General features: G+C 59.0%; 26 protein-coding genes. 11 read left to right on the top strand and 15 right to left on the bottom strand.

Annotated features, from left to right (window positions below; translation table 11 throughout):
• Positions 1 to 2: 2 nt before the first annotated feature.
• The 6 genes from QRN20_RS23605 to rfbB form a co-directional block, all read right to left on the bottom strand.
• Positions 3 to 488 carry a thioesterase domain-containing protein gene (locus QRN20_RS23605; RefSeq protein WP_032663863.1) on the bottom strand — a complete coding sequence of 162 codons (486 nt, stop codon included), beginning with the start codon at positions 486 to 488 and terminating at the stop codon, positions 3 to 5.
• Positions 475 to 1,860 (bottom strand): sigma-54-dependent transcriptional regulator, encoded by a 1,386-nt coding sequence (locus QRN20_RS23600; protein ID WP_088236257.1) that lies wholly within the window; start codon positions 1,858 to 1,860, stop codon positions 475 to 477. Before QRN20_RS23600 ends, QRN20_RS23605 begins: the two co-directional genes overlap by 14 nt.
• Positions 1,857 to 3,671: a sensor histidine kinase gene (locus QRN20_RS23595; protein WP_096767335.1), complete on the bottom strand. Its 1,815-nt coding sequence runs from the start codon at positions 3,669 to 3,671 to the stop codon at positions 1,857 to 1,859. Before QRN20_RS23595 ends, QRN20_RS23600 begins: the two co-directional genes overlap by 4 nt.
• A 219-nt stretch (positions 3,672 to 3,890) precedes the next feature.
• Entirely contained in the window at positions 3,891 to 4,436 is a 546-nt protein-coding gene (rfbC, locus tag QRN20_RS23590; RefSeq protein WP_004883011.1) for a dTDP-4-dehydrorhamnose 3,5-epimerase, read from the bottom strand.
• Positions 4,433 to 5,308 (bottom strand): glucose-1-phosphate thymidylyltransferase RfbA, encoded by an 876-nt coding sequence (gene rfbA, locus QRN20_RS23585; protein ID WP_058431362.1) that lies wholly within the window; start codon positions 5,306 to 5,308, stop codon positions 4,433 to 4,435. The genes rfbC and rfbA overlap by 4 nt, the downstream gene beginning before the upstream one ends.
• Positions 5,305 to 6,387 (bottom strand): dTDP-glucose 4,6-dehydratase, encoded by a 1,083-nt coding sequence (rfbB, locus tag QRN20_RS23580; RefSeq protein ID WP_285361347.1) that lies wholly within the window; start codon positions 6,385 to 6,387, stop codon positions 5,305 to 5,307. The genes rfbA and rfbB overlap by 4 nt, the downstream gene beginning before the upstream one ends.
• 244 nt (positions 6,388 to 6,631) lie before the next feature.
• Between rfbB and QRN20_RS23575 the strand changes: the two genes are divergently transcribed.
• The 7 genes from QRN20_RS23575 to QRN20_RS23545 all read left to right on the top strand — a co-directional run bounded on the left by QRN20_RS23575 (position 6,632) and on the right by QRN20_RS23545 (position 15,654).
• Positions 6,632 to 9,544: an aminotransferase gene (locus QRN20_RS23575; protein ID WP_122606308.1), complete on the top strand. Its 2,913-nt coding sequence runs from the start codon at positions 6,632 to 6,634 to the stop codon at positions 9,542 to 9,544.
• Between the two features lie 549 nt (positions 9,545 to 10,093).
• The gene (aguA, locus tag QRN20_RS23570) at positions 10,094 to 11,200 is read left to right on the top strand and encodes an agmatine deiminase (protein WP_058431359.1); all 1,107 of its coding nucleotides are present in this window, start codon (positions 10,094 to 10,096) and stop codon (positions 11,198 to 11,200) included.
• Between the two features lie 211 nt (positions 11,201 to 11,411).
• Positions 11,412 to 11,618: a hypothetical protein gene (locus QRN20_RS23565; RefSeq protein WP_096767334.1), complete on the top strand. Its 207-nt coding sequence runs from the start codon at positions 11,412 to 11,414 to the stop codon at positions 11,616 to 11,618.
• Positions 11,619 to 11,834: 216 nt separating this feature from the next.
• Positions 11,835 to 13,115 carry an OprD family porin gene (locus QRN20_RS23560; protein ID WP_004883019.1) on the top strand — a complete coding sequence of 427 codons (1,281 nt, stop codon included), beginning with the start codon at positions 11,835 to 11,837 and terminating at the stop codon, positions 13,113 to 13,115.
• A gap of 137 nt (positions 13,116 to 13,252) precedes the next feature.
• Positions 13,253 to 14,041: an AraC family transcriptional regulator gene (locus QRN20_RS23555; RefSeq protein ID WP_096767332.1), complete on the top strand. Its 789-nt coding sequence runs from the start codon at positions 13,253 to 13,255 to the stop codon at positions 14,039 to 14,041.
• 444 nt (positions 14,042 to 14,485) lie between these two features.
• The gene (locus tag QRN20_RS23550) at positions 14,486 to 14,659 is read left to right on the top strand and encodes a DUF1427 family protein (RefSeq protein ID WP_004883022.1); all 174 of its coding nucleotides are present in this window, start codon (positions 14,486 to 14,488) and stop codon (positions 14,657 to 14,659) included.
• Positions 14,660 to 14,694: 35 nt separating this feature from the next.
• Positions 14,695 to 15,654 (top strand): quinone oxidoreductase family protein, encoded by a 960-nt coding sequence (locus QRN20_RS23545; protein ID WP_122413261.1) that lies wholly within the window; start codon positions 14,695 to 14,697, stop codon positions 15,652 to 15,654.
• Positions 15,655 to 15,662: 8 nt separating this feature from the next.
• On the opposite strand, the gene QRN20_RS23540 is transcribed toward QRN20_RS23545, so the two are convergent.
• The gene (locus QRN20_RS23540) at positions 15,663 to 16,199 is read right to left on the bottom strand and encodes a hypothetical protein (RefSeq protein WP_050562175.1); all 537 of its coding nucleotides are present in this window, start codon (positions 16,197 to 16,199) and stop codon (positions 15,663 to 15,665) included.
• A gap of 125 nt (positions 16,200 to 16,324) precedes the next feature.
• Between QRN20_RS23540 and QRN20_RS23535 the strand changes: the two genes are divergently transcribed.
• A complete protein-coding gene (locus tag QRN20_RS23535) occupies positions 16,325 to 16,888 on the top strand; it encodes a GNAT family N-acetyltransferase (protein ID WP_029242386.1) in 564 nt (187 codons plus the stop codon).
• A 192-nt stretch (positions 16,889 to 17,080) separates the two neighbouring features.
• Here the strand turns inward: QRN20_RS23535 and QRN20_RS23530 are convergent, their stop codons facing one another.
• The 4 genes from QRN20_RS23530 to QRN20_RS23515 all read right to left on the bottom strand — a co-directional run bounded on the left by QRN20_RS23530 (position 17,081) and on the right by QRN20_RS23515 (position 19,191).
• Positions 17,081 to 17,806, bottom strand: a complete 726-nt coding sequence (locus QRN20_RS23530) for a hypothetical protein (protein WP_163003490.1) — start codon at positions 17,804 to 17,806, stop codon at positions 17,081 to 17,083.
• A gap of 193 nt (positions 17,807 to 17,999) precedes the next feature.
• On the bottom strand, positions 18,000 to 18,290 hold the full coding sequence (locus QRN20_RS23525; RefSeq protein ID WP_088236246.1) for a type II toxin-antitoxin system RelE/ParE family toxin: 291 nt from the start codon (positions 18,288 to 18,290) through the stop codon (positions 18,000 to 18,002).
• The gene (locus QRN20_RS23520; protein WP_122418882.1) at positions 18,253 to 18,516 is read right to left on the bottom strand and encodes a CopG family ribbon-helix-helix protein; all 264 of its coding nucleotides are present in this window, start codon (positions 18,514 to 18,516) and stop codon (positions 18,253 to 18,255) included. Before QRN20_RS23520 ends, QRN20_RS23525 begins: the two co-directional genes overlap by 38 nt.
• A gap of 162 nt (positions 18,517 to 18,678) precedes the next feature.
• A complete protein-coding gene (locus QRN20_RS23515; protein ID WP_134743276.1) occupies positions 18,679 to 19,191 on the bottom strand; it encodes a hypothetical protein in 513 nt (170 codons plus the stop codon).
• Between the two features lie 491 nt (positions 19,192 to 19,682).
• Between QRN20_RS23515 and QRN20_RS23510 the strand changes: the two genes are divergently transcribed.
• From QRN20_RS23510 to QRN20_RS23500, 3 genes are read left to right on the top strand one after another with little or no spacing between them, the layout of a single operon-like run.
• On the top strand, positions 19,683 to 20,006 hold the full coding sequence (locus tag QRN20_RS23510; RefSeq protein ID WP_122521584.1) for a type II toxin-antitoxin system MqsR family toxin: 324 nt from the start codon (positions 19,683 to 19,685) through the stop codon (positions 20,004 to 20,006).
• Entirely contained in the window at positions 20,003 to 20,452 is a 450-nt protein-coding gene (locus QRN20_RS23505) for a type II TA system antitoxin MqsA family protein (protein WP_285361338.1), read from the top strand. The genes QRN20_RS23510 and QRN20_RS23505 overlap by 4 nt, the downstream gene beginning before the upstream one ends.
• Before the next feature lie 60 nt (positions 20,453 to 20,512).
• Complete coding sequence (locus QRN20_RS23500) at positions 20,513 to 20,734, top strand: HEAT repeat domain-containing protein (RefSeq protein ID WP_122521588.1); 222 nt, start codon at positions 20,513 to 20,515, stop codon at positions 20,732 to 20,734.
• A gap of 179 nt (positions 20,735 to 20,913) precedes the next feature.
• Here QRN20_RS23500 and QRN20_RS23495 read toward each other — a convergent pair whose 3' ends face one another.
• From QRN20_RS23495 to QRN20_RS23480, 4 genes are all read right to left on the bottom strand, one after another.
• Positions 20,914 to 22,062 (bottom strand): site-specific integrase, encoded by a 1,149-nt coding sequence (locus tag QRN20_RS23495; RefSeq protein ID WP_285361336.1) that lies wholly within the window; start codon positions 22,060 to 22,062, stop codon positions 20,914 to 20,916.
• A complete protein-coding gene (locus tag QRN20_RS23490) occupies positions 22,059 to 22,271 on the bottom strand; it encodes a hypothetical protein (protein WP_122521592.1) in 213 nt (70 codons plus the stop codon). The genes QRN20_RS23495 and QRN20_RS23490 overlap by 4 nt, the downstream gene beginning before the upstream one ends.
• A 77-nt stretch (positions 22,272 to 22,348) precedes the next feature.
• Complete coding sequence (locus QRN20_RS23485) at positions 22,349 to 22,582, bottom strand: hypothetical protein (RefSeq protein ID WP_122521594.1); 234 nt, start codon at positions 22,580 to 22,582, stop codon at positions 22,349 to 22,351.
• 90 nt (positions 22,583 to 22,672) lie between these two features.
• Complete coding sequence (locus QRN20_RS23480) at positions 22,673 to 22,972, bottom strand: hypothetical protein (protein WP_122521596.1); 300 nt, start codon at positions 22,970 to 22,972, stop codon at positions 22,673 to 22,675.
• Between the last annotated feature and the right edge of the window lie 12 nt (positions 22,973 to 22,984).

Raw genomic sequence — 22,984 nt, 5'->3', positions numbered from 1 at the left:
GGTCACCGATGCAACACAAACTGCCCGGTAAACTTCACTGCCGGTTCATCGCTGTCCTGCGCATGAATGCGGGTCGGCAGCTCCAAGCGTGCGCGGCCGCGCCGCTGGTAGGTGGTAATGAACCGGTCCCACTGCGCCACATCCGGCGCATCGCACACGGCAATGGCATCTTCGCGGACCGGCAGCGGATAGCTGATCTGCCCGTCCTGAATCACGATGTGCCCGTCGTCAATCCCTGCTTCACGCAGGCGCAGGTGCAGCCAGCCCCATCCGGCCAGCACCGCGCCGCAATACAGGCTGCCGCCGAACAGCGTGCTCTTGTGGTTGACGTTGGGTGCCAGCGGCAGGTGCAGGCGCAGTCGATGGTTTTGCCAATCGATGACGCGGATGCCCATCTCGCGGGTCAGCGGGATGTCATGGTGCAGCACCTGCTCAAGTTCGGCCGCTGCGTTGCCGGACAACGGTGCCTGTGGCTCAGTCGGTTTCATCGGACGCTCCGCTGCTGTCGCCAAAATTCAGACCGTGCTTGCGCAGCTTGTCATGCAGGGTCTTGCGCGGCACGCCCAGCGCTTCAGCCAGGCTGCGCACTGAGCTGTGCGGGCGGGCCAGTTCGGCGGCGATCAATGCACGTTCGAAGCTTTCCACCTGCTCACTCAAGCCGCCACTGACGGGCGGCGCGTCCGGCATCGCATTGCCCTCCAGTTCCAGTTCAAGCCCCAGCGCGAAGCGTTCAGCAGCGTTTTGCAGTTCCCGAACGTTACCGGGCCAACTGTGACGCAGCAGCAATGCGCGCTGGCCCGGCTTGAGTTCCTGCGTGGGAATGCCGTGACGCATGCTGGCCGCATCGGCGTAGTGCTCGAACAGCATCAGCGCGTCTTCACCCCGCTCTCGCAACGGCGGAATGCGCAGCGAGGCGACGTTCAGCCGGTAATACAGGTCGGCACGGAAGCGCCCCTGATCCGCCGCCTGACGCAGGTCTTCCTTGGTGGCGGCGATGATGCGAATGTCCAACGGGATTTGCTGATTGCTGCCCATGCGCTCGACCACACGCTCCTGCAGGAGGCGCAGCAGCTTGACCTGAACATCCAGGCTCATGCTTTCGATTTCATCGAGAAACAGCGTGCCGCCATTGGCGAATTCGAACTTGCCGATGCGGCGTTTCTGCGCGCCGGTAAAGGCGCCCGGCTCGTGGCCGAACAGCTCGCTTTCCACCACCGACTCGGCCAGCGCTCCTGCGTTGATTGCCACGAACGGACCGTTTCGACGGTTGGACAGGTCGTGCAGCGCCCGCGCAACCACTTCCTTGCCCGCACCGGTTTCGCCCAGTATCAGCACATCGGCGCGAGTGCCTGCCAGCGCACCGATCTGTTCGCGCAGACGCAGCATGGGCGCCGACTGACCGACCAGACGCGTGCTCAGCTGTTGGCGATCGCTCAGTGCCAGACGCAGGCTGCGGTTATCCAGCACCAGCCGACGCAAGGCCAGGGCACGGCGGACGCTGTCGAGCATGGCATCGCTGGCGAACGGTTTTTCCAAAAAGTCGTAAGCTCCGGCGCGCATGGCTTTCACCGCCAGCGGTACATCGCCGTGCCCGGTGATCAGCAGCACCGGCAGGTCCGGATCCTGTTCATGCAGTTGCACCAGCAACTCCAGTCCGTCCATGCCCTGCATGCGGATGTCGCTGACCACCACGCCCGGCCAGTCGCGACCGATGCGCTCGGCCAGCCCGTCGGCTTCGGACAGAGGCAGAACGTTCAGGCCCGCCAGATCCAGGGTCTGGCGCAGTGCCTGACGCAGGTGGGAGTCGTCGTCGATCAGCACCACCTGAATCTGGCTGTCGATGGCTGTGTCCGAACTCATGCAGATAGGTCCTCTGGCGGTTGAAGGTTGGCGCCGGAAGCGCCGGCACGCAGGCGCAGGGTCAACAGTGCGCCGCCGCTCGAGTGATTGGCGAACAGCAGTTCGCCGTCCAGCGCACGCATCAGGGTGTCACAGATCGCCAGCCCCAGCCCAAGGCCCTGAGTGCGGGTCTTGGTGGTGAAGAATGGCTCGCGTGCCCGTGTCAGCGCCTCTTGGGAAAAGCCCGGCCCGTTGTCGCGAATGTACAGATTGACGCCTTCGCGGGTCTGCTCGGCACTGATCCACAGTTTGCGCGGCGGTCCCTTTTCAGTGAGAGCATCCAGCGCGTTGGCCAGCAGATTGCCGAGCACTTGGCGCAGGCGGGTTTCGCCCGCCTGTACCCACAGTGTCGCGTCGGGCACGTCACGGATCAACTCGACTTCCATGGCGCGCCGACGTTTGGTCAGCAACGCCAGCGCGTCGTCCAGTGCCGGTTGCAGCGCCACGCTTTCCGGCGCATGCCGGTCGCGCCGGGCAAAGGCGCGCAGGTGGGCGATGATCGAGGCCATGCGCCCGGTCAGTTCGCTGATCAGCTTCAGATTGCCGCGTGCCTCTTCGGTGCGCTGATGATCGAGCAACACTTCGGCGTTTTCCGCATAACTGCGAATAGCGGCCAGCGGCTGGTTGAGTTCATGGCTGATACTGGCCGACATGGTGCCCAGTGCCGACAGCTTGCCGGTCTGCACCAGTTCGTCCTGAGCCCGCACCAGCTCCTGCTGCGCCTGTTCACGCTCCAGCACTTCCTGACGCAGCCGGCTGTTCAGGCCTTCAAGGTCACTGGTGCGTTCGATGACGCGCATTTCCAGTTCACGCCGGGCCTTGGCCTCGAAGGCGATGCGGTCCAGATAGTGACGCCGACGCTGCATCATCAGACCCAGCAACAGCATCAGGACCAGCAACGCTGCGCCTCCGATCGCCTGCACGGTGCGTACGGGACGGTCGATCAGCGCACGGGGCGCGAGGATGTTCACGTTCCAGCCGGTCTCGGTGATGGCCTGGCTCTGGGTCAGCCACGCGTGGTCATCGATCTTGAGCGGGCGCGGATCGCGGGTCGGATAGGGCTGGATCGCAACGATGGCTTTTTTCTCGTCGTCAGTCAGATCCCGCGTCGCCCGAAAGCGCCATTCCGGGTTGGAAGTCAGAATGACCACGCCGTTCTGGTCGGTCAGCAACAGTTGCTCGGGTGTCTTGCCCCAGAGCGTTTCGGTGTGGTCCAGATCGACCTTGACCACCAGCACGCCGATCACCCGCTCGCCATCGTGCACGGGCCCTGCGAAGAAATAACCGCGCTTGACCGACGTGGTGCCCAGACCAAAGAACCGGCCCGTTCTGCCCGCCAGCGCGTCCGTGAAGTACGGACGAAACGAGAAGTTGCGACCGATGAAGCTGTCGCGTTGATCAGAGTTGGATGCCGCCAGGGTCAGGCCCTTGGCGTCCATCAGGTACATGACGTCCGCGCCGGTTTGTTGCGAGATGTCCCTGAGCAGGCGGTTGGCGTTGCCCTGTGCGGTGCCGTCGCCAGGAGATGTCAGAACCGCGCGCAAGGCGGGCAGGTCACCGAGGATCTGTGGCAGGGTTTCGTAACGATGCAGCGTGCCGAGCAGGTTGGCGACGTACAGGTCCAGCGTCTGGCGGTTCTGATTGGCCAGCTCGTTGCGGTAATAGCGCTCGGCAAGGTGTTCCAGCGGCCACAACAGCGGTGCCAGACAGATGGCCAGCAGGGCGAGGCTGCGCCAGCGGGGGCGGGGAGGCAGGGCAGAGGTCGTGGTCATTGGCAATCGCCGAGTGGTTGGCGGTGCCTGCAGCGGCTATCGCGGACGCCGCCGCTGGCGTCGAACAGAGGTTCAACCCCTGGCAGCGACTGCGGCGCCTCGCGATGATGTCCCTGCGGGCAATGGAAAACCCGGTCGATCCTGACGTGGGCATCAAAAGCCTATTATGCCCGCCATGACCGCGTCAGGCACCCGGACAAACCGCCGCTGCCGGAACGGTCAGGCGAACAGTTCGGCTTCTTTCAGGCTTTTGCCCTGTTGATCCTTCGCCGACAACTGCGGTGCTGCGTCGAGCTGCCAGTCGATGGCCAGGTCCGGATCGTTCCAGCTGATGCAACGCTCTGCCGACGGCGTGTAGTAGTCGGTGGTCTTGTACAGAAACTCGGCGTAGTCGCTCAGTACCACGAAGCCGTGTGCGAAGCCTTCCGGCACCCACAGCTGACGGGCGTTCTCGGCAGACAGCTCAACGGCTACCCACTGACCGAAGGTCGGCGAGCTGCGACGAATATCCACTGCAACGTCAAGAACCTTGCCTGCGGTGACGCGCACCAGTTTTCCCTGGGCATTGTCGATCTGGTAGTGCAGGCCACGCAGTACGCCTTTCTGCGAGCGGGAGTGATTGTCCTGCACGAACTGCCTGTCCAGGCCGGTGGCTTCACTGAACGCCTTGGCATTGAAGCTTTCATAGAAAAAGCCGCGTTCGTCGCCGAACACCTTGGGTTCCAGAATCAGGACATCGGGCAGCTTTGTTGCAATTACATTCACGTGGTTTCCCCTGCGATCTTGAATAGGTACTGACCGTAACCGGTTTTGCCGAAGTAGTCGGCACGCCTGAGCAAATGGTCACGGTCGATCCATTCGTTCTGATAGGCGATTTCCTCAAGGCAGGCAACTTTCAGGCCCTGTCGGTGTTCGATGGTCTGTACGTAGGCCGAGGCGTCGAGAAGACTATCATGAGTGCCTGTATCGAGCCACGCGAAGCCACGTCCGAAGCGCTCTACACGCAGGTCGCCGCGCTGCAGATAGGCGTTGTTGACGTCGGTGATTTCCAGCTCGCCACGGGGTGACGGCTTGACGTCTCTGGCAATCCGGATCACCTCGTTGTCGTAGAAATACAGCCCGGTCACGGCGTAGCTGGATTTGGGCGCCCTGGGCTTCTCTTCGATGGACAGCGCTCGGCCAGTCTCGTCGAAGTCGATCACGCCGAAACGCTCAGGGTCCTTGACCCAGTAACCGAATACCGTCGCGCCGGTCTTCTGGGCCGCAGCCTGCTGCAACTGCACGCTGAAATGCTGACCGTGGAAAATGTTGTCGCCCAGGATCAGGCACACCGAATCGTCGCCGATGAATTGCTCACCAATCAGAAAGGCTTGCGCCAGACCGTCCGGTTTCGGCTGCTCGGCGTAATTGAATTGCACACCGAACTGGCTGCCATCCCCCAACAGCTTGCGGTACTGCGGCAAATCCTCCGGCGTGGAGATGATCAGGATTTCCCGAATACCGGCCAGCATCAGCACCGACAGCGGGTAATAGATCATGGGTTTGTCGTAGATCGGCAGCAACTGCTTGGACAGGCCAAGCGTGATGGGGTGCAGGCGGGTGCCGGAGCCCCCGGCCAGAACGATGCCTTTGGTCATGCAATCAGGTCCTTGTGGTCAGTGAAGCCCAGTCGCTCTCCTTGATAACTGCCATCCTGAACCCTGCGGCACCAGTCCAGGTTATCGAGATACCATTGCACGGTCTTGCGCAGCCCGGACTCGAAGGTTTCTTCGGGTGTCCAGCCCAGCTCCCTTTCAATCTTGCCGGCGTCGATTGCATAGCGCAGGTCATGACTCGGGCGATCGACCACGTAGGTGATCAGCTCGCTGTACTGCTGCACGCCCGCCGGTTTCTGCGGCGCCAGTTCATCCAACAACGTGCAGATGCCGCGCACCACATCGATGTTCTTCTGCTCGTTATGGCCGCCGATGTTGTAGGTCTCGCCGATCACGCCGTCGGTCACGACCTTGAGCAGTGCGCGGGCGTGGTCTTCCACATAGAGCCAGTCACGCACTTGCAGGCCGTTGCCATAGACCGGCAGCGGCTTGCCCGCGAGAGCGTTGAGGATCACCAGCGGAATCAGCTTTTCGGGAAAGTGATATGGCCCGTAATTGTTCGAGCAGTTGGTGAGCACCACCGGCAGGCCGTAGGTGCGATGCCAGGCGCGGACCAGATGGTCGGACGCCGCCTTGCTGGCCGAATACGGCGAGCTGGGCGCGTAGGGCGTGGTCTCGGTGAACAGGTCATCGACGCCGTGCAGGTCGCCGTACACTTCGTCGGTCGAAATGTGATGAAAGCGAAACGCCTGGCGCTCGGCCTCGGGCAATTTCAGCCAATAGGCGCGTGTGGCTTCCAGCAGGCTGTAGGTGCCGACGATGTTGGTCTGGATGAACTCGGCCGGACCATCGATGGAGCGGTCGACGTGGGACTCGGCCGCCAGGTGCATGATCGCCTGCGGCTCGAAACGTGAGAGTACGGCGCTGACGGCCGCCTGATCGCAGATGTCGGCCTGGACGAATTCATAACGGGTATTGGTTGCGATAGGGTGCAACGATTCCAGGTTGCCCGCGTAGGTCAACTTGTCGAAGTTCAGCACGTCGTGATCGGTGTTCTGGATCAGGTGTCGAATCAATGCCGAACCGATGAAACCTGCACCTCCTGTAACAAGAATTCGCATGAACTGACCTTTGGTGTGGGTGAAGTGTAAAGCAGCATAGCTGCCCGAATACGACCTACAGGATCGGGCATTAATCGGCTCTCGGGGCATTAAATAAATCAATTCCTGTTGCTGAATACGACACGAAACCGACGTCGTCTTTTTATTCCCGAACGTGATTGGGTACGGCGGGCCAATCCCCTTATAGTTGCTGCACCGAAAATAAAGCGCTCTGCCGTTCCAGCGAATAAAAACAGAGGTCCACATGCCGCTCGCCACGCTTATCCGTCGTTCCAGCCTGCCTTGTCCGGAGGTGAGTGCCGAGCAGGCCCTGCAACTGCTCCAGCAACACTATGGGCTCAGTGGCACGCTGAAAACCCTGGGCAGCCAGCAGGACCGCAATTTTTTGCTGGAGACCGAAAAGCGGCGCTATGTGCTGAAAATCTGTCACGGCGCCTACTCGATCCAAGAGCTGGACGCCCAGCACGGCGCGCTCAAACATCTTGCCGGGCACGGTGGGCTGAGCGTTCCTGGCGTGATCCGCGCCAATGACACCGAACAACTGCTCTCCCTCGAAATCGATGGCCAGCCGGTGCACGTACGCCTTCTGGAGTTCATCGACGGGCAGTCACTGGGGCATGTCGCGCATCTGGGACGTGACGTCGTGGTCGGGCTTGGCGAGCTGTGTGCAAAGGTCGACCGGGCGCTGGCCGACTTCGAACATCCGGGCCTTGAGCGCATTCTGCAATGGGACCCGCGCCATGCTTATGCACTGATCAAGCACCTGTTGCCGGTGATCGAGAGCGCTGACGCCCGCGCCTGTCTGATCGAGGCGGGCGAGCAGGCGCATCGACGGCTGCTGCCGTTGATCCCGGCGCTGCCCATTCAGGCCGTGCATCTGGATATCACGGAGCACAACGTGGTCTGGCTGCGCGACGCCCAGCGGCAATGGCAGATGCAAGGGTTGATCGATTTCGGCGATCTGCTGACCACCTGGCGAGTGGCGGATCTGTCGGTCACCTGCGCGGCGCTGCTGCACCATGCCGAAGGCGATCCGCTGTATATCCTCCCGGCCATTCAGGCCTACCACGCCATCAACCCGCTCAAGACCGAAGAGTTACAGGCGCTGTGGCCGCTGATCGTCGCCCGCTCGGCAGTGCTGGTGCTCAGCAGCGAGCAGCAGGCCAGCGTCGAGCCGGGCAATGCGTATATCCAGGCCAACCTTGAAGGCGAGTGGAACATCTTCGACGTTGCGACTTCAGTGCCCATGGTTCTGATGGAGGCGGCGATTCTGCAGGCGGTGGGCTTGAACCCTGCACCGTTCGAGCAACCTGCGTACGCACCGTTGCTGCCGACGCTGGCAGGCGTGAAGCCGGCGCTGGTCGATCTGGGCGTCCTAAGCGAGCACTTCGTCGCAGGCAACTGGGAGCAGAGCGGTATCGATGAATACCTGCTCAGCGAAGCCGCCGAGCACACGGGTCTGGCTGCCAGTCGTTTTGGCGAATATCGCCTGTCGCGCACGATGCCCGACAGCGCCAGAGAGCCTGAGACGTTTGCCCTGTACGTCGAGCTTCATGTGCCGGCCGAAACGCCGCTGCACGCACCTTTCGCGGGCGCGCTCCGATTGATGGCCGATGGCGCTGTGATGCTGGCAGGCGAGGGTGTGAACCTGCGTCTGTGGGGCGTCATGCCTGTTCTGGCTGTGCAGGGGGCGGTGAGCGCGGGTGACCTGATCGGGCACGGCGCAGGCTCGCTGCTGCTGCAACTGTGTACCGTGTCAGATCTCAGCCCGCCGTTATTCACCACAGCCTCATGGGCCGGTGCCTGGCGCACGCTCTGTCCGTCTCCTGCTGCGCTGCTGGGCTTCGATTGCGATGCACCGGCGCTGGAAGACCCTGCGCATCTGCTGGCGCGACGTGACGCCAGTTTCGCCCGCTCGCAAAAGCACTATTACCACGCGCCGCCGCAGATCGAGCGCGGCTGGCGCAACCACCTGATCGACATGCATGGCCGCTCCTATCTGGACATGCTCAACAACGTGGCCGTGCTGGGCCATGGTCATCCGCGCATGGCTCACGAGGCGAGTCGTCAGTGGTCGCTGCTCAATACCAACTCACGCTTTCACTACGCGGCCATCGCCGAGTTTTCCGAGCGCCTGCTCGAGCTGGCGCCGGAGGGCATGGACCGAGTGTTTCTGGTCAACAGCGGCACTGAAGCCAATGATCTGGCGATCCGGCTGGCGTGGGCCTACAGCGGCGGGCGCGACATGCTCAGCGTGCTGGAGGCCTATCACGGCTGGTCGGTGGCGACCGATGCGATTTCCACCTCGATTGCCGACAACCCTCAGGCGCTCAGCACCCGGCCAGACTGGGTGCATCCGGTGACGGCGCCCAACGTTTATCGCGGGCCGTATCGCGGTCCTGACAGTGCGCCCGAGTACGTGCGCAGCGTCGATCAGGTGCTGGAAAAACTGGCCGGGCAGCAGCGCCAGGTGGCGGGTTTCATCTGCGAGCCGGTGTATGGCAACGCAGGCGGTATTTCCCTGCCGCCGGGTTACCTGCAACAGGTCTATCACAAGGTTCGTGCTGCGGGCGGCGTGTGCATCGCCGACGAAGTGCAAGTGGGTTACGGGCGTCTGGGCCATTACTTCTGGGGCTTCGAAGAGCAGGGTGTGGTGCCGGACATCATCAGCATGGCCAAGGGCATGGGCAACGGCCATCCACTGGGCGCTGTCATCACTCGCCGTGAGATCGCCGAGGCGCTGGAGGCCGAGGGTTATTTCTTCTCGTCTTCAGGTGGCAGCCCCGTCAGCTGTCGGATCGGCATGGCCGTGCTGGATGTGATGGAAGAAGAACAGCTCTGGGAAAACGCCCGGGTCATCGGGGATCACTTCAAGGCGCGTCTGCAGACCTTGGCCGATCATCATCCGCTGGTGGGGGCGGTGCATGGCATGGGGTTTTATCTGGGCGTGGAGTTTGTGCGTGACCGCCAGACCCTCGAACCCGCGACCGAAGAAACCGCGCAACTCTGCGAACGCCTGCGCGAGCTGGGCATCTTCATGCAGCCGACTGGCGACTACCTGAACATCCTCAAGATCAAACCGCCGATGTGCACCACCCGCCAGAGCGCCGACTTCTTCGTGGACATGGTGTCGAAGGTGCTGCGCGAGCTTGAGTGAGCTGAGGGCCAGAATGATCGTGCCCATGACTGCGCGTCGCATTCGAGAGCGGACGCGGAGCGTCCTGAGAGGCGTTACCACGCTGGAGCGTAGGAACGATCAGGGGTCTCAAGCACACCGATCATGCCCATGCTCCGCGCTCATCGTTATACACAAATCGACCTGAAGGAATGCGGTATCTGAAAGTGGGAGCGGACTTGTCCGCGAATACTGCATTTCATACGCTGCATCTTCATCGGATGTACCAGCTTTCGCGGACAAGTCCGCTCCCACGGTCGAAATAGTGCTCGCTCCAGATGCTCATTGCGACTTGTGTATAACGATGAGTGCTCCGCGTGGGTATGCAGCCCGTGACGCTCCGCGTCACATTGGATCGGCTGATATAAAATCCAGATTAATATCGATAAATTAAGCGGTAAGGTACCAAAATAATCCAATTAGCCCTTCTTATGCGGATTTTTATCCGCTATAAAGTCGCCCAGATTGTCATGGCCGGTCTGTTAAGGTCACGATCAACACCTTCGACCTCCCACTGGAGTCCTGACTGACATGACCACACTCAACAGCACGCCACGCGCCGATGGCTTTCACATGCCTGCCGAATGGGCCACGCAGACTCAGGTCTGGATGGTCTGGCCCGAGCGCCCGGACAACTGGCGTCTGGGTGGCAAGCCTGCTCAGGCTGCACACGTAGCAGTTGCCAAGGCCATCGCACGTTTCGAACCGGTGACCGTTGCCGTTTCCGCCGCGCAGTACGACAACGCCCGAGCTCGCCTGGACATGCCGAACATCCGCGTCGTGGAGATCAGCAACAACGACGCCTGGGTGCGCGACACCGGCCCCACGTTCGTTATCAATAACCGTGGCGAAGTGCGTGGTGTGGATTGGGACTTCAACGCCTGGGGCGGCTTTGACGGCGGTCTTTACGCGCCGTGGAACCTCGACTCGCAAGTGGCGAGCAAGATCATGGAAATCGAGCGCTGCCCGCGCTACGTGACCGAAGGTTTCGTGCTGGAAGGTGGCTCCATCCACGTCGATGGCGAAGGCACGCTGATCACCACCGAGGAATGCCTGCTCAATCGCAACCGCAATCCTCATATGACCCGCGAGCAGATCGAGACCGTACTGAGTGACAGCCTGGCGGTGGACAAGATCGTCTGGCTGCCGGACGGCCTGTTCAACGACGAGACCGACGGGCATGTGGATAACTTCTGCTGCTACATCCGTCCGGGTGAAGTCCTGCTGGCCTGGACCGATGATCCCGAAGACCCCAACTACCCACGCTGCCACGCCGCGTTGAGTATTTTGGAAAACACCCGTGACGCCCAGGGTCGCGAGTTTATCGTGCACAAAATGCCGATTCCGGGTCCATTGTTCGCAACGGACGAAGAATGCGCGGGCGTCGATCAGGTGCATGGCAGTCAGGAGCGCAATCCATCGGTGCGCCTGGCCGGTTCCTACGTGAACTTCCTGATTGTAAACGGCGGCATCATCGCCCCGAGTTTTGACGATCCGATGGACGAAAAAGCCCGGCAAATACTGCAACAACTGTTTCCAGAGCACGAAGTGGTGATGGTTCCAGGTCGGGAATTGCTGCTGGGCGGCGGCAATATTCACTGCCTGACACAGCAGCAACCGGCCCCTCACAAGGACTAGTCAGTAATGATTAGTAACATCTGATAGTGGCCAACTGGTCCTGTTCTTGCTGCTTCAAGCCCATCGTCCGATGGGCTTTTTTTTGCGAAATACCTCGTAGCGTTTATCGGAATCTCATCTTTAATCAACAGGAGGCCTGATTCGTTTTCTTCGCGTGACTGTCACACAGCGTCCGTAAATTTAGCCCCTCATGAATTAAGAGGTTGTCACTATGAACGCAGTTATCAGCCAGCATCGTGCTCGTGGGTTGTCTGCTTCTTCCAGTAACGAGGCCCGTCAGTTGATGGCGGATTGGTTAAGGACGACCAGGCCTGTAAAACCAAGACCGGATGTACGCGCCATGTTGCTGCAGCGCTATCCGGCCGGTTTATTCAACGATGCCGAACTGGAGGCGTTGCTGGGTGTGCTGAAGGATTAAGTGCCGACTGTTCTGTTTCGGCCCTCTGCGTGTTTGACACCCTTCAAGCCCTGGGACTAGGATTCGCGTCCCACCGCTTGTGGCTTTGCGCCATGTACGTGCATCAGTAGTCCACTGCGATGACATCGTGCGGCTGTCAGGTTTGGAACCTGAGAGTCCTGAACGGCTCCCGCCGTCGCCACAGCGCGTGTCAACTCGTATAAAAAGGGAAGACAGATGCTTAACACACGTATGGGTATGCTCGCACTGGGCATCATCAGCGCTGGCCAGGCCATGGCTCAAGGGCAGGCAGACTCCAAGGGTTTCGTCGAAGACAGCAGCCTGACCGTTAATCTGCGCAACGCTTACATCAATCGCGACTACAAGAACGACCGTGAAGACAAGGCCGAATGGGGCCAGGCGTTCATGGGCGTGTTCACGTCAGGCTTTACGCAGGGCACTGTCGGTGTCGGCGTAGACGCCTTCGGCCTGTATGGCATTCGTCTGGATGGCGGCAAAGGTCGCGCCGGTGCCGGCGGTATCGACTTCTTCAAGAAAAGCGACAACGGTCAGGGCGACGCCGCCGATGACCTGACCCGTGCTGGCGCGGCCGTCAAGGCCCGTATTTCCAACACCGTCATCAAGTACGGCGACCAGATGCCTCAGTTGCCCGTGCTGAGCTACGACAACTCCCGTCTGCTGCCGGAAAGCTACACCGGCACCATGATCACTTCCAAGGAGATCGATGGCCTTGAAGTGGTGGCGGGTCGTTTCACCCAGCAGGCGCGCAAGAGCGCCGAAGGCCGTGACAGCGGTGACCTGAAAAGCATCAACGTCTACGGTGCCAGCTACAAGTTCACCAAGGAATTCTCTGCCGCTTTCTACGCGTCCGACGACGAAGACGTCCTGAAGAAGCAGTACGTGAACCTGAACTACGTGTTCGCTCTGCCGCAGGAACAGTCGCTGACCCTGGACTTCAACGGCTACAAGACCAAACTGGACAAGGACTTCGCCAACAGCGACGACCGTGACAACAAGATCTGGAGCCTGGCGGCGACCTGGGCGGTGGGCATCCACTCGTTCACCCTCGCTCACCAGCGTAGCAGCGGCGACATCGGCTATGTGTACGGCGGCTATCGCAACGACGGCGGCACCAGCGATGGCGGCAACACCATCTACCTGGCCAACTCCTACTGGTCCGACTTCAACGGCAAGGACGAGCGTTCGTGGCAGGCTGCCTATGGCGTCGATCTGTCCGGTCTGGTCACTCCTGGCCTGAGCTACCGCGCTGCTTACGTGCGTGGCGACAACATCGACGACGGCACTGCAGGTAGCGGCAACGGTACCGAACGCGAAATCTTCAGCCAGTTGACCTACGTCGTGCAGAGCGGCCCGGCAAAGGATCTGTCGATTCGTCTGCGTAACTCGTTCCTGCGCGTGTCGGCCGATGCTCAGGCGTACAACAGCGAAGGCAACGAAACCCGCATCTTTGTGGATTACCCGATCAACGTTTTCTGATCGTTTGACGGGTTAGCGCTTCATCAAAATGCCTCGGTTCCGGACCGGGGCATTTTTGTTTGCGCTGACCTCAGGCCGCTCAACGTGCGCTGACGGCTTTGCTACCATGCGCTCACTTCCCCGAGCCGGTCACTGTCATGGCCCTTGCCGCACCGCCCGATCTTTCTGACATCGCCGTTCCCGTTCAGCCGCTGTCGCGCACCTATCCGCGTGGGCGCTTCATCGAGCCGCATCAGCATGTGTGGGGGCAGGTGCTGTACGCCATGTCCGGCGTGATGTGGGTCGAAACACCGCTGGAAGCGCTGGTCGTACCGCCGCAACGCGCGGTCTGGTTGCCGCCCGGCGTCGAGCACGGGATACGCGTGGTGTCGGACCTGGAGATGCGCAACATCTACCTGCGCCCGGCCATTGCCCAGACGCTGGAAAGCACCGTGCAGGTGTTCGAAGTCGGCGGCCTGTTGCGCGAAGTCATCCTCAATCTGGTGGCGCTGGATCGCGACCGCGAGCAGGAGTATTACGACGCGCTGGTGAATCTGGGTCTGCTGGAACTCAAGCGCGCCCGCCGCTCGCTGCTGAAAATCCCCATGCCCGACGGTTCGGACCGGCGCTTGATGAACCTGTGTCAGGCGGTCATGAGCGAGCCTTCACTGGACATCCCGTTCGAACAGCACGCCGAAAATGCCGGCGCCAGCGTAAGGACGCTATCGCGCCTGTTTCAAAGCGCCCTCGGCATGGGGTTCGCCGAATGGCGCAGGCAAGTGCAGTTGGCCACTGCCGTGGCCGAAGTCATCCAGGGCGTGCCCGTCAGCCGCATCGCCCGCTCACTCGGCTATTCACCCAGCAGCTTCAGCGACATGTTCCGCCGCGAACTGGGCGTCGCGCCATCGCAGTATGTTGCCAGCAACGATCAACGCGAAAGTGCCTGACTGAATACATACCCCCGTGGGAGGCGCCACCACGTCTTCGACGTAGCGCTGTCGCGCAGCAAACCCGTGGGAGCGGACTTGTCCGCGAATGCAGTATTTCAGCCACTGCATATGCGTCGGATGTACCGGCCTTTTCGCGGACAAGTCCGCTCCCACAAAATCCAGTTTCTTCAGTGGGTTGCAGATTGTTTGATAAGAGGCGGCTTGGTTGCCGCGAGACTTGTGTATGACCGATGATCGTTCCCACGCTCCTGCGTGGTAACGCCGCCCAGGACGCTCCGCGTCAGATCTCGCACGCGACGCAGAGCTTCACCGAAGGCATGCACGCGCAGAGCAAGATCACGATAACGCCTACATCTGGCCGATAAACAGAAGCCCTTGGCCGATCCGCATTCCAGCCCTTCCATACACTCTGCTCATCGCTTACCTCTTCGGAGCTTCTGCATGAGTTACCTCATTTCCCTCGCCATCGGCGCAGCCGTCGGCCTGTTGTACGGCGCACTGGATTTCCGCTCGCCCGCACCGCCTGCCATTGCGCTGGTCGGTCTGCTGGGCATGCAACTGGGTGAACAGGCCTGGCCGATGGGCAAGCACCTGCTGACCTCCTGGGTTTCCTGATCTTCAGTCTTCCATTTTCAAAAAAGGCCTCCCCAATGAATGCCCTGCAATTCTCCCGAACAGGCGACCTCGCCGCCCTGCAATACGTCGAACTGCCAACACCCAAGCCTGCCGAAGGCGAAGTACTGATCCAGGTAAAAGCCGCTGGCCTCAACCCCAGTGATGTGAAAAACGTGCTGGGTCGCTTCCCCTACACCACACTGCCGCGCATTCCCGGTCGCGACTTTGCGGGTGTGGTCATTGAAGGCCCGCAAGCGCTGATCGGTCAGCAAGTCTGGGGCACCGGTAAAGAGCCCGGCTTCTTTCGCGATGGTTCGCACGCCGAATACATCACCCTGCCTGCCGCAGGCGTCGCCCTCAAACCCGAAGCCTTGAGCTTCGTTCAGGCCGCGAGCCTTGGCGTGCCGTACACCACCGCCTGGGATGCTCTGCAGCGCAGCCTGGTAAAAAGTGAAGCGCGCCTGCTGGTCATCGGTGCCAATGGCGCGGTCGGCAGTGCCGCCATGGCGCTGGGCAAGATTCTCGGTGCTCAGGTGTTGGGTGCGGTGCGTCGTCCCGAGCAACTTCAGGCGCTGAAAGCCGATGGTTTCGCCGGACTGTTGCTCGATACCCCGGAGAGCCTCGGCAGTCAGGTCAACGAAGTCTTCAAAGGTGGCGCCGACGTGATCTTTGATACCACCGGCTTCTGGCTGCCCGCCGCCGTCCCTGCACTGGCGCCGTTCGGGCGCATCGCAATCATTGCCGCGCCCGCTGACGGCCACGTGCAACTGCCTGCGTTGGCGCTGTATCGCAAGGGTGGATCGGTGGTCGGCATAAACTCGCTGCTCTACGACTGCGCGACCTGCGCCACCATGCTGGATCAGTTCGGTCAGTTCTTCGATCAGGGGCTGCTGGCGCTACCGGGCGATCTGGTTGAATCGCCCTTGAGCGAAGGTGTCGCGCGCTATACGGAGGTCAACGAGGGCAGGGGGGACAAGATCATTCTGGTGCCTTGAAACGGCGATTAGTTGTCCAGTGCAAGCAACTGCACGAACACCGCGAAACTGCCCAGAAACAGCCAGAAAAAACTGAACAGCCAAGGCGTGCGCTTGGAGAACAGCAGTGATTTCTTTGGCCCGGTTTCGCTGGATTCCCAGTCGCTGAACAGCGGCGAGTCGTCATAGGTCAGCCCGATGACCGGCTCGCTGCGCAGCAACCCCGCCTGCTTGCGATGCCAGTGCATGATGATGTCGCACGCCGCCCGAATGCCCGGCCATGCCGCAATCGTGCAGAACAGCCCCAACAACGCCAGCATTGGTGGCACCACCAGCGTGAACATCACACCCCAATCCGTATTGGCATTCGCCATCGACGACGCATAGGCGATCACCAGAAACGACTGCGCCGACAAATAGGCGTTGGTGCGGTTCGACAGGTTGGTCGTTTCGTAATGAATCTCGCGCCGATAGAAATCCAGCCGTTCCTTGGGCGAGCCGAACAATTTGACCTGTTGCTCGTCGACGACGTGCTCGGGCGTCTCGTCTGTGATAATTCTGGACACAGTTAATTGATACCGAATGTTAAAGATGCTGGGTAGACCCTGATTCAAGTTGAGCAGTTCGACCAAAATTGCCCGAACGGGGACCGTTCATCCTGTAAATCCGGCGACACGACAAGGACCTCGTCATGAGCACGACCCCAACCCTGCAAACCGAGCGCCTGCTGCTGACACCTCTCCAGCTGGCCGACGCACCCGCCATGCAGCAGCTTTTCCCGCAGTGGGAAATCGTACGATTCTTGAACAACCGCGTGCCCTGGCCGTATCCCCAAGACGGCGCGCTGCGCTACATCCAGGACGTCGCCCTGCCAGCCTCCGAGCAAGGCACCCAGTGGCACTGGATGATCCGCCTGCATACTGCGCCGAATAACATCATCGGCAGCATCAGCCTGATGACCACCCCCGGCAATAACCGCGGCTTCTGGCTGCACCCGGACTGGCAAGGCAACGGCTACATGCAGGAAGCCTGCGTGGTGATCAACGCGTTCTGGTTTGAAACCCTCGGCCAACCCGTGATGCAGGTTCCCAAGGCTGCGCCAAATGGAGGGTCGCGGCGGGTTTCGATCAAGGAAGGCATGCGGCTGGTGTCGACGGGGGAAAGTGATTACGTGAGCGGCAGGTTCGCGGAGGAGATCTGGGAGATGACGCGGGAGGAGTGGGTGGGGCGTATGGAACGTGGCATGGCTGATTGAGGGCTGACCCCGGAAGTCACCCCGGAAGTGACCCCGGAAGTCGAGCTGCCTGTTCTTCCAATGATCTGAGCGGTTTGAGTCGGCGCTCTCAAGGAAAACGACTCAAACCGCTTCTACATCCGCCACGGCTTCCAGTTAATGAAATCAGCGAGTTCGATCACCGCTATTTCTATCGGAAACCCTGATCAGTCATCACGCCGTCGCTGCAAACCCCTTCGAACGCGCTTCCATCCTCGCCGTCAGAACTTCCGGCGTCGCCCGCTCGGCCTTGGAGGCCATCTGATTGAAGAACATCCCGTCAAACTGTTCCTTGGACGGTGTCGAGGTCTTGGGGATCAACAACGCTCCCAGATCCAGCGTATTGGCGAAGTTTTCCTTGGTCAGGTTGTACATACCGAGGTAGCTGCCCGAGAAAGCGGAATCCGCATTCACCATATCGATGGCCGAATCGCGATAAGCCACCGCCGCTGATTTCAAATCACTGGACGCATTCAACAGCGAATTCAAACGCTCCATATCGGAGTCACTTAACTGCCCGGAACTGTTGATCGCCTTCAGACTGCCATCTTCCTGCACCGTGAAACCGAACTTCTTGTCAGCCAGGTCCGGATACAGATACGCCAAGCCAGCCTTGAAGTCCTCGAACGAGCCCTTCATCTGCGCAGTGATGGATTTATTCAATTCCGCCAGTCGAGGAAAATCCGGCGACTGCTCAGGCCCTATAACCGTGTCGATCACTACGATGGGCCCGGTGGTGGTCGGAGGTACGACAACGGGAGGCGAAACCACGATCGGCTTGGCATTCAGCAACGCTTCTCTCGCGGCATCGCTCATGGGCTGAGGCGTGAGCTTGACGTCGGAGGGGGTGAGCTTGGCGACGATAGATGGGATAGCGGATGGGTTTAGAGAGGTAAGCATATTCATCGATCCATGATTGTGTTTGTCCACAGGGTATCGACGGGGTGGGGGTGTAGCTTTAGAGGGGGGTGACGGGCGGTGTGTCGGGGGAGTTACAGAATATGAGGCTCGTCTTGGGCATTATCCTCCTCCAGACAAGCGCCTTACGGGCTTTCCAAGAGCGCATGCTTGCCTGGGTTAGCAGGAGCCGAGCTTACCAATCCTCGGCCCGTTCGATGCGTTGATGCAGAATTCGATAAATTCGGATCGTCTTGTCTATCAGCGAGTAGACCGCCCGATAGGGATATTTCGAAATTATCAATTCCCTGCAGTCGGGCAGATCTGAAGCTTTCCCCAGCTGTGGGAAGGTCCCCAGCATCTCTATCGCACTGATAATGTGAAAGACGACGCCTTCAGAAGCCTCAGCGCCCAACAACGGTTCGTAATGCTCGTAAATACCGTAGAGATCACTTTCCGCCTTGCTGGTTAATGCGATTTTCAGCACGAGCTACCCACTTAGCCTTCACGGCATCCAAATCGACCAGGTTGCCTGCTTCTGCATCCGCAATGCCTTCAGCTACCGCTTGAAAATGCCAGGATTCCGATTCCACGTAACGAGCCAAGGCGCGCTTGAGATGATACTGACGATCCCGATCGGTTGCTTCGGCGAGCTGATCGAGCTGATTGATCAGTTCTGCTTCCACACGGAAAGACAGGACAGGCGAGGCCATGAGAACACTCCTGATGGTGCTGTCTACGGTGTAGACACGTGTTTGGTGTGTAGACTCTATCTGGTTACCCGCGGGCGTGACAACCCGTTTTAGGGGCGCGGTTTAAGACCGGTGCTCTACGCCCAAGAACGCTTCGAAAGTAGTCCACAACCCTTCGTGAAATCAACGGTTTAGAACCTCGCTGATCTCCACCAGTTTTTTTCCATTGCTTTTAGTCAGGTTGTACATCTCGGTGATCAGCGTGTCGATTTCGTCAATCAAGTCCGAGCGTTCCGCCTTGGTTGTGCTGTCCCGCAGGGTATTAAGACGATTGGTAATGATCCGCTTCTTACCGAGTAGGCTGTAATCCTTAACGCTTCCGTAGATTTCCCAATAGTCATAGCTTGGGTATTTGATTGCGATCTGAGAGATGTTGACGCCGCTTTCCAGCATCTGATTCATGTCTTTCAGTTCGTGTTGTGCAATGGTCATCAGCTTTACTCGTCCTTGTGACGGCGAGCAAAAGCGCTCGCCAAAATCGGAGAGAGAATAGCCAGTCAGTGGGCAGGAGTGCCACTCTTTTGATATCGCGCTCTGACGCATTTTGTGAGCGCGCAGATTGGGCTCGTAATCGGAGTCAGATTGTTTAGCACGCTTTGCGTGCGGTGAGGGGAGAGCTCGGGAATGGGAAAACAAAAAAGGCCCACCTTTCGGTGAGCCTTCTTCGGTGTTGCGTATGGTGCCGGCACCAGGAGTCGAACCCGGGACCTACTGATTACAAGGAAGATGCTTTTAAGATATAAATCAATGAGTTATAGATTTTCCTATTACGTGATGCTTTCTTTAAGACCCTGGTCCGCTTTGCGTTGCACTTCCTTATTACGTCTCGTCATTGCTCAATGGAAAGCTCGTCGTGGTTGAAGCCGCTCGTAGCTTGGCCATTGACTCAGCTGCTGTAGCCCAAGATCGGATTTCTTTCCGGAGGGAGGGGGTATAGCTGAAGAATTGAGGGCTCGGAACTCATGCTGCGATCCTGATGCTTCGTAACGCACTGAATTCACAGCGCTTTCACGATTACCCTTTATGGGTAATTTTGGTTGACAGGAATACCCATAAAGGGTAATCTTAAGGCTCAAATCTATTAGTGAGGTGACTTATGAAAATTCTAGTAATCGGGAGCGCAGTGCATGAGCGAGAAAAACAAGCCATCTCACAATTTGGACGATGTTAAACGTAGAGTTGCAGTAATTAAGGCACCAGCTTTTACTAAATCCGCTTTGGATGGCATTGCTGATTTAGATATGGTGTTAAGCACTGCGATTGGTGTGATTAATAGTCTTACCAGGAAGCAAAATTTTTATAAGTCCATGAGTACTTATAATAATTCTACTATTTGGCAAGACGTGTACTATGCGGTTTCGCCCAGCGGCATTCCGTTATACATTAAGTTTACTTTGCACGCTGATCGTGATGTTACTGTTATCTCCTTCAAGAGAAGAGAGGAAACATGAACAAAGAAATGTGTCATTGCTGTGGTGCGGCAGGTCTGCATCCCTTCAAGGACAGGAGCTATGATATAGGCCGTGGGTCCCTGAAAAGGGGCCTTCATGGGCTAGTTGGCTTCGAATGCCCCGAGTGTGGCGAGATTGAGTTCGATGCTGAAAGTGCATTACGCTACTCAAAAGCTTTAGATGAATTGGTTTTAGATAAACAGAAAGCAGTTGGTGTGTATTTAAAACAAGTCAGAAGCAAGTTGAAGATAACGCAAAAGGTCGCAGTGGAAAAGATATCTGGTGGTGGCCATAATGCATTTTCTAGATATGAAAAAGCGGAAGTTACACCGGCTAAGTCGTTGGTTTTGATAATGTATTTGCTCGACAAGCATCCAGAGCTGATTGAAGATATAAATAAGTTCTCAGTAGATGAGTTGGTTTCTGGCGTAAAAGTGTGTGCCTGACTTGGTACTCATGCCAATTCGGCTGGAAATTAAAGCCAGCGGTTCAAAGGAAGGTACAAAATGAAAAGCGAAGAAGCTATTAAAGAACTTATTAAAATATTGGAGGATGGACTTAAGACAGAGTCTCTTCGTGCTGCAGCGGCTGAAGGATTAGGTCACGCAGGAGGTCCGGTCGCTTGTAAGGCGCTGTCAAAAATAATGAAAGATGGTCTGAAGACGGATTCGCTTCGAATTGTGGCAGCTAAAGCGCTTGGTGCTGCAGCAAAAGGGTGCGCCTGTTAATCCCGATGAGATGAGCGCAATAGCGCTTATGTTCAGTCGGATCCCTGCACCTAAGCCCGCTCCGGCGGTTTTTTTGCTGCTTCTGGAAACGATCATCCCGAGAGCCCGGCCATCACTACATCAATAATGTGGATACGCTACCGCTCCGGACGGCTACTAATAGAGCCAAAAGGCTCTAGCTATGTTTGCGAGGCATTTACCAGCGGAATGCTTAGATCGTAGACGTCCATCATGGCCCCATCCCGGTGACCACTGGCTTCCTGTTTGTCCGCCCGGGTGCCTACCGTGTCTGTGATGCCTCTACGTTTGAGGTCATGCAGGCCAAACCGTTGCTCGACCGCAATGGTGCCGTCCTCGATGGCCGAGATAATAAACCGTTGCCATGCGGTGTCCAGGCTGGATTTGCGCAATGGGCCGCCGTGGCTGGCCACGATGATGTAGCGTCGATCAGGACGGATCGGAACGGCCGTTGATTTGCCGGCCCACACCTTCTCCCGATAGGCTTTTGCCCCTTCCCAGGCGGCGCGCAGACGCGGCGTCCAGCGCACGATGTTGTCCCGGCTGCCTTTGCGCCGGTTGGTCAGGACCCCGTCGGCCAGCTCGTGCGCATCGGTCAGGGTGATGGTTTCAATGCCCCGCAAGCGGCAGAGGTAACCGATCTCCATGACGTAGCTCAGGTACTCCGGACAACCGCCTTTCTCGTTTCGGGCCAGACGGCCGAACGCCAGGGCACGGTCGACCAGCGCGTCCATGACTCGATGCTCCGGCAAGCGCCGACGTTTGCGCTCCACCGGCGCTTCAATACCCTGCGCAGGGTTGCTGTCGAGGTAGCCCCGGTTGCGGCCCCACTGCAGCACCCGACGCAGATAGCGCAGCACATGCGCCGCCTTGGACGGCGTGCCCTCATCGGCCAGGCGATCGACAATCCGCTGGATCAACGCCGCTGTGAATTTCCTGACCAGCAGATCCCCCAACGGTTTGCCCAGCCGGGTCGGTATGCCCAGCAGCACGTCCCGCGAATAGCAGTAGTCGTCATGAGTCTTGAGGCTGAGCTTCTGGTAACGATCGCTCTGGTGAAACTGGGCGCAGACGTAACGCAAGGTGCCCCGATCGACGCCCGAGGTCTGCTCCATGATCTGGTGCAGCTCGGCCAGGGTCACGTCAGCCGGTGCCACGTTGCGCCGACGCTGTTTGCCGGTCTCGTCGTAATGTAGCGTGTACCAGACGCCGGCATTGCGATGATCGAAATAGATGGCCGCCGGAAGGGCGGCCTGATCGATGTGGGGGGGAATATGCGGATTGTGCTTCCGCTTACGCGCTTTCCTCATAGGATGTTGGTGTCGTAGCGCTCAGAGGTGACAGACTCGATGCCCGCCGCGTGATGGATGAGGTCAAGCGTCGTCCAGGGGCCGGTGCGGCCGCGAAACATGCGGATGCCCTGGGTGATCAGCGAGCGTTCGACGTCGGAGCGGCGCTGGTAGCCGGTGATGCGCTGCAGGTCCTCAAAAGTGAGGACATTGCTGGTTGGGGAATTCATGATTGCTCTCTGCGAGGAAGCAGCACCAGGGGAAGTGTATCGCTTCGCCCTGGTGCTAAAAGCCAGAACCTAAAGGCTCAGTTACTGACGGTGGGACGGGCGAGTACCTGAGCGATGACCAACGCATCGCTGGCGGTCAGCTCCCCCTGGCGTTGCGCCAGGCTGGCCAGTTTTTCAAGTCGACCTCGTGCATCGGGAGTCTTGTGCACCAGATAGCCGATGAGTGCCGCACCAATCATGGCAACAAAGATGTGTTTTCGGGATGGTGTGCTAGCCTTCGCACGTTCGCGATTGAGGTGTTTCGTTTTCATAGCCGTACTCCTTGGTTGTGGTGTGTACTGGGGAGCTGCAACTCCCCAGTGCCGTTTTTTGCCGACTTCTTCGATGTCCCTGTCCGATGGCTAAATTTCTGCTTTACGCACTAGGTGAATCATCAGGTCTTCCAGATCCAGCAAGTCTTCCGTCTCGGACTGCCACTCCAGCACCGCCTGGATCTGCTCACGGCTGCACTGCAGCACCATCAGTTCCAGCTCACCCCGAGCAGCGCGCACATCCAGAATTCCTAGTAGCCCTCCGACGGCGTATGCATCCGCATGGATCAATGGATAGCCATGCTCTGTTCGCTTAAGCCCGGCCAGTAACGAGCCAACGGCGTCCTCTGCTTCGTTGGTGCGGGCCTCATCCATCACTTGAACCTGCATCGCGCTTCCCTC

This window comes from Pseudomonas sp. fls2-241-TYG-175 (genome assembly GCF_030209155.1).
Classification (GTDB): Bacteria; Pseudomonadota; Gammaproteobacteria; order Pseudomonadales; family Pseudomonadaceae; genus Aquipseudomonas; species Aquipseudomonas viridiflava.
The sequence above is the reverse complement of the archived record's forward strand: the minus strand, read 5'-3'. Positions and strand labels throughout refer to the sequence as shown.

What these genes read in the sequence shown, in the direction of transcription:
- QRN20_RS23485 (WP_122521594.1), bottom strand. Translation starts at nt 22,582, where the DNA reads ATGAAAACGAAACACCTCAATCGCGAACGTGCGAAGGCTAGCACACCA.
- QRN20_RS23555 (WP_096767332.1), top strand. Translation starts at nt 13,253, where the DNA reads ATGGCCCTTGCCGCACCGCCCGATCTTTCTGACATCGCCGTTCCCGTT.
- QRN20_RS23530 (WP_163003490.1), bottom strand. Translation starts at nt 17,806, where the DNA reads ATGCTTACCTCTCTAAACCCATCCGCTATCCCATCTATCGTCGCCAAG.
- QRN20_RS23505 (WP_285361338.1), top strand. Translation starts at nt 20,003, where the DNA reads ATGAACAAAGAAATGTGTCATTGCTGTGGTGCGGCAGGTCTGCATCCC.
- QRN20_RS23545 (WP_122413261.1), top strand. Translation starts at nt 14,695, where the DNA reads ATGAATGCCCTGCAATTCTCCCGAACAGGCGACCTCGCCGCCCTGCAA.
- QRN20_RS23535 (WP_029242386.1), top strand. Translation starts at nt 16,325, where the DNA reads ATGAGCACGACCCCAACCCTGCAAACCGAGCGCCTGCTGCTGACACCT.
- QRN20_RS23600 (WP_088236257.1), bottom strand. Translation starts at nt 1,860, where the DNA reads ATGAGTTCGGACACAGCCATCGACAGCCAGATTCAGGTGGTGCTGATC.
- QRN20_RS23520 (WP_122418882.1), bottom strand. Translation starts at nt 18,516, where the DNA reads ATGGCCTCGCCTGTCCTGTCTTTCCGTGTGGAAGCAGAACTGATCAAT.
- QRN20_RS23500 (WP_122521588.1), top strand. Translation starts at nt 20,513, where the DNA reads ATGAAAAGCGAAGAAGCTATTAAAGAACTTATTAAAATATTGGAGGAT.
- QRN20_RS23575 (WP_122606308.1), top strand. Translation starts at nt 6,632, where the DNA reads ATGCCGCTCGCCACGCTTATCCGTCGTTCCAGCCTGCCTTGTCCGGAG.
- QRN20_RS23495 (WP_285361336.1), bottom strand. Translation starts at nt 22,062, where the DNA reads ATGAGGAAAGCGCGTAAGCGGAAGCACAATCCGCATATTCCCCCCCAC.
- QRN20_RS23605 (WP_032663863.1), bottom strand. Translation starts at nt 488, where the DNA reads ATGAAACCGACTGAGCCACAGGCACCGTTGTCCGGCAACGCAGCGGCC.
- rfbA (WP_058431362.1), bottom strand. Translation starts at nt 5,308, where the DNA reads ATGACCAAAGGCATCGTTCTGGCCGGGGGCTCCGGCACCCGCCTGCAC.
- QRN20_RS23560 (WP_004883019.1), top strand. Translation starts at nt 11,835, where the DNA reads ATGCTTAACACACGTATGGGTATGCTCGCACTGGGCATCATCAGCGCT.
- aguA (WP_058431359.1), top strand. Translation starts at nt 10,094, where the DNA reads ATGACCACACTCAACAGCACGCCACGCGCCGATGGCTTTCACATGCCT.
- QRN20_RS23595 (WP_096767335.1), bottom strand. Translation starts at nt 3,671, where the DNA reads ATGACCACGACCTCTGCCCTGCCTCCCCGCCCCCGCTGGCGCAGCCTC.
- rfbB (WP_285361347.1), bottom strand. Translation starts at nt 6,387, where the DNA reads ATGCGAATTCTTGTTACAGGAGGTGCAGGTTTCATCGGTTCGGCATTG.
- QRN20_RS23490 (WP_122521592.1), bottom strand. Translation starts at nt 22,271, where the DNA reads ATGAATTCCCCAACCAGCAATGTCCTCACTTTTGAGGACCTGCAGCGC.
- QRN20_RS23565 (WP_096767334.1), top strand. Translation starts at nt 11,412, where the DNA reads ATGAACGCAGTTATCAGCCAGCATCGTGCTCGTGGGTTGTCTGCTTCT.
- QRN20_RS23510 (WP_122521584.1), top strand. Translation starts at nt 19,683, where the DNA reads ATGAGCGAGAAAAACAAGCCATCTCACAATTTGGACGATGTTAAACGT.
- QRN20_RS23550 (WP_004883022.1), top strand. Translation starts at nt 14,486, where the DNA reads ATGAGTTACCTCATTTCCCTCGCCATCGGCGCAGCCGTCGGCCTGTTG.
- QRN20_RS23480 (WP_122521596.1), bottom strand. Translation starts at nt 22,972, where the DNA reads ATGCAGGTTCAAGTGATGGATGAGGCCCGCACCAACGAAGCAGAGGAC.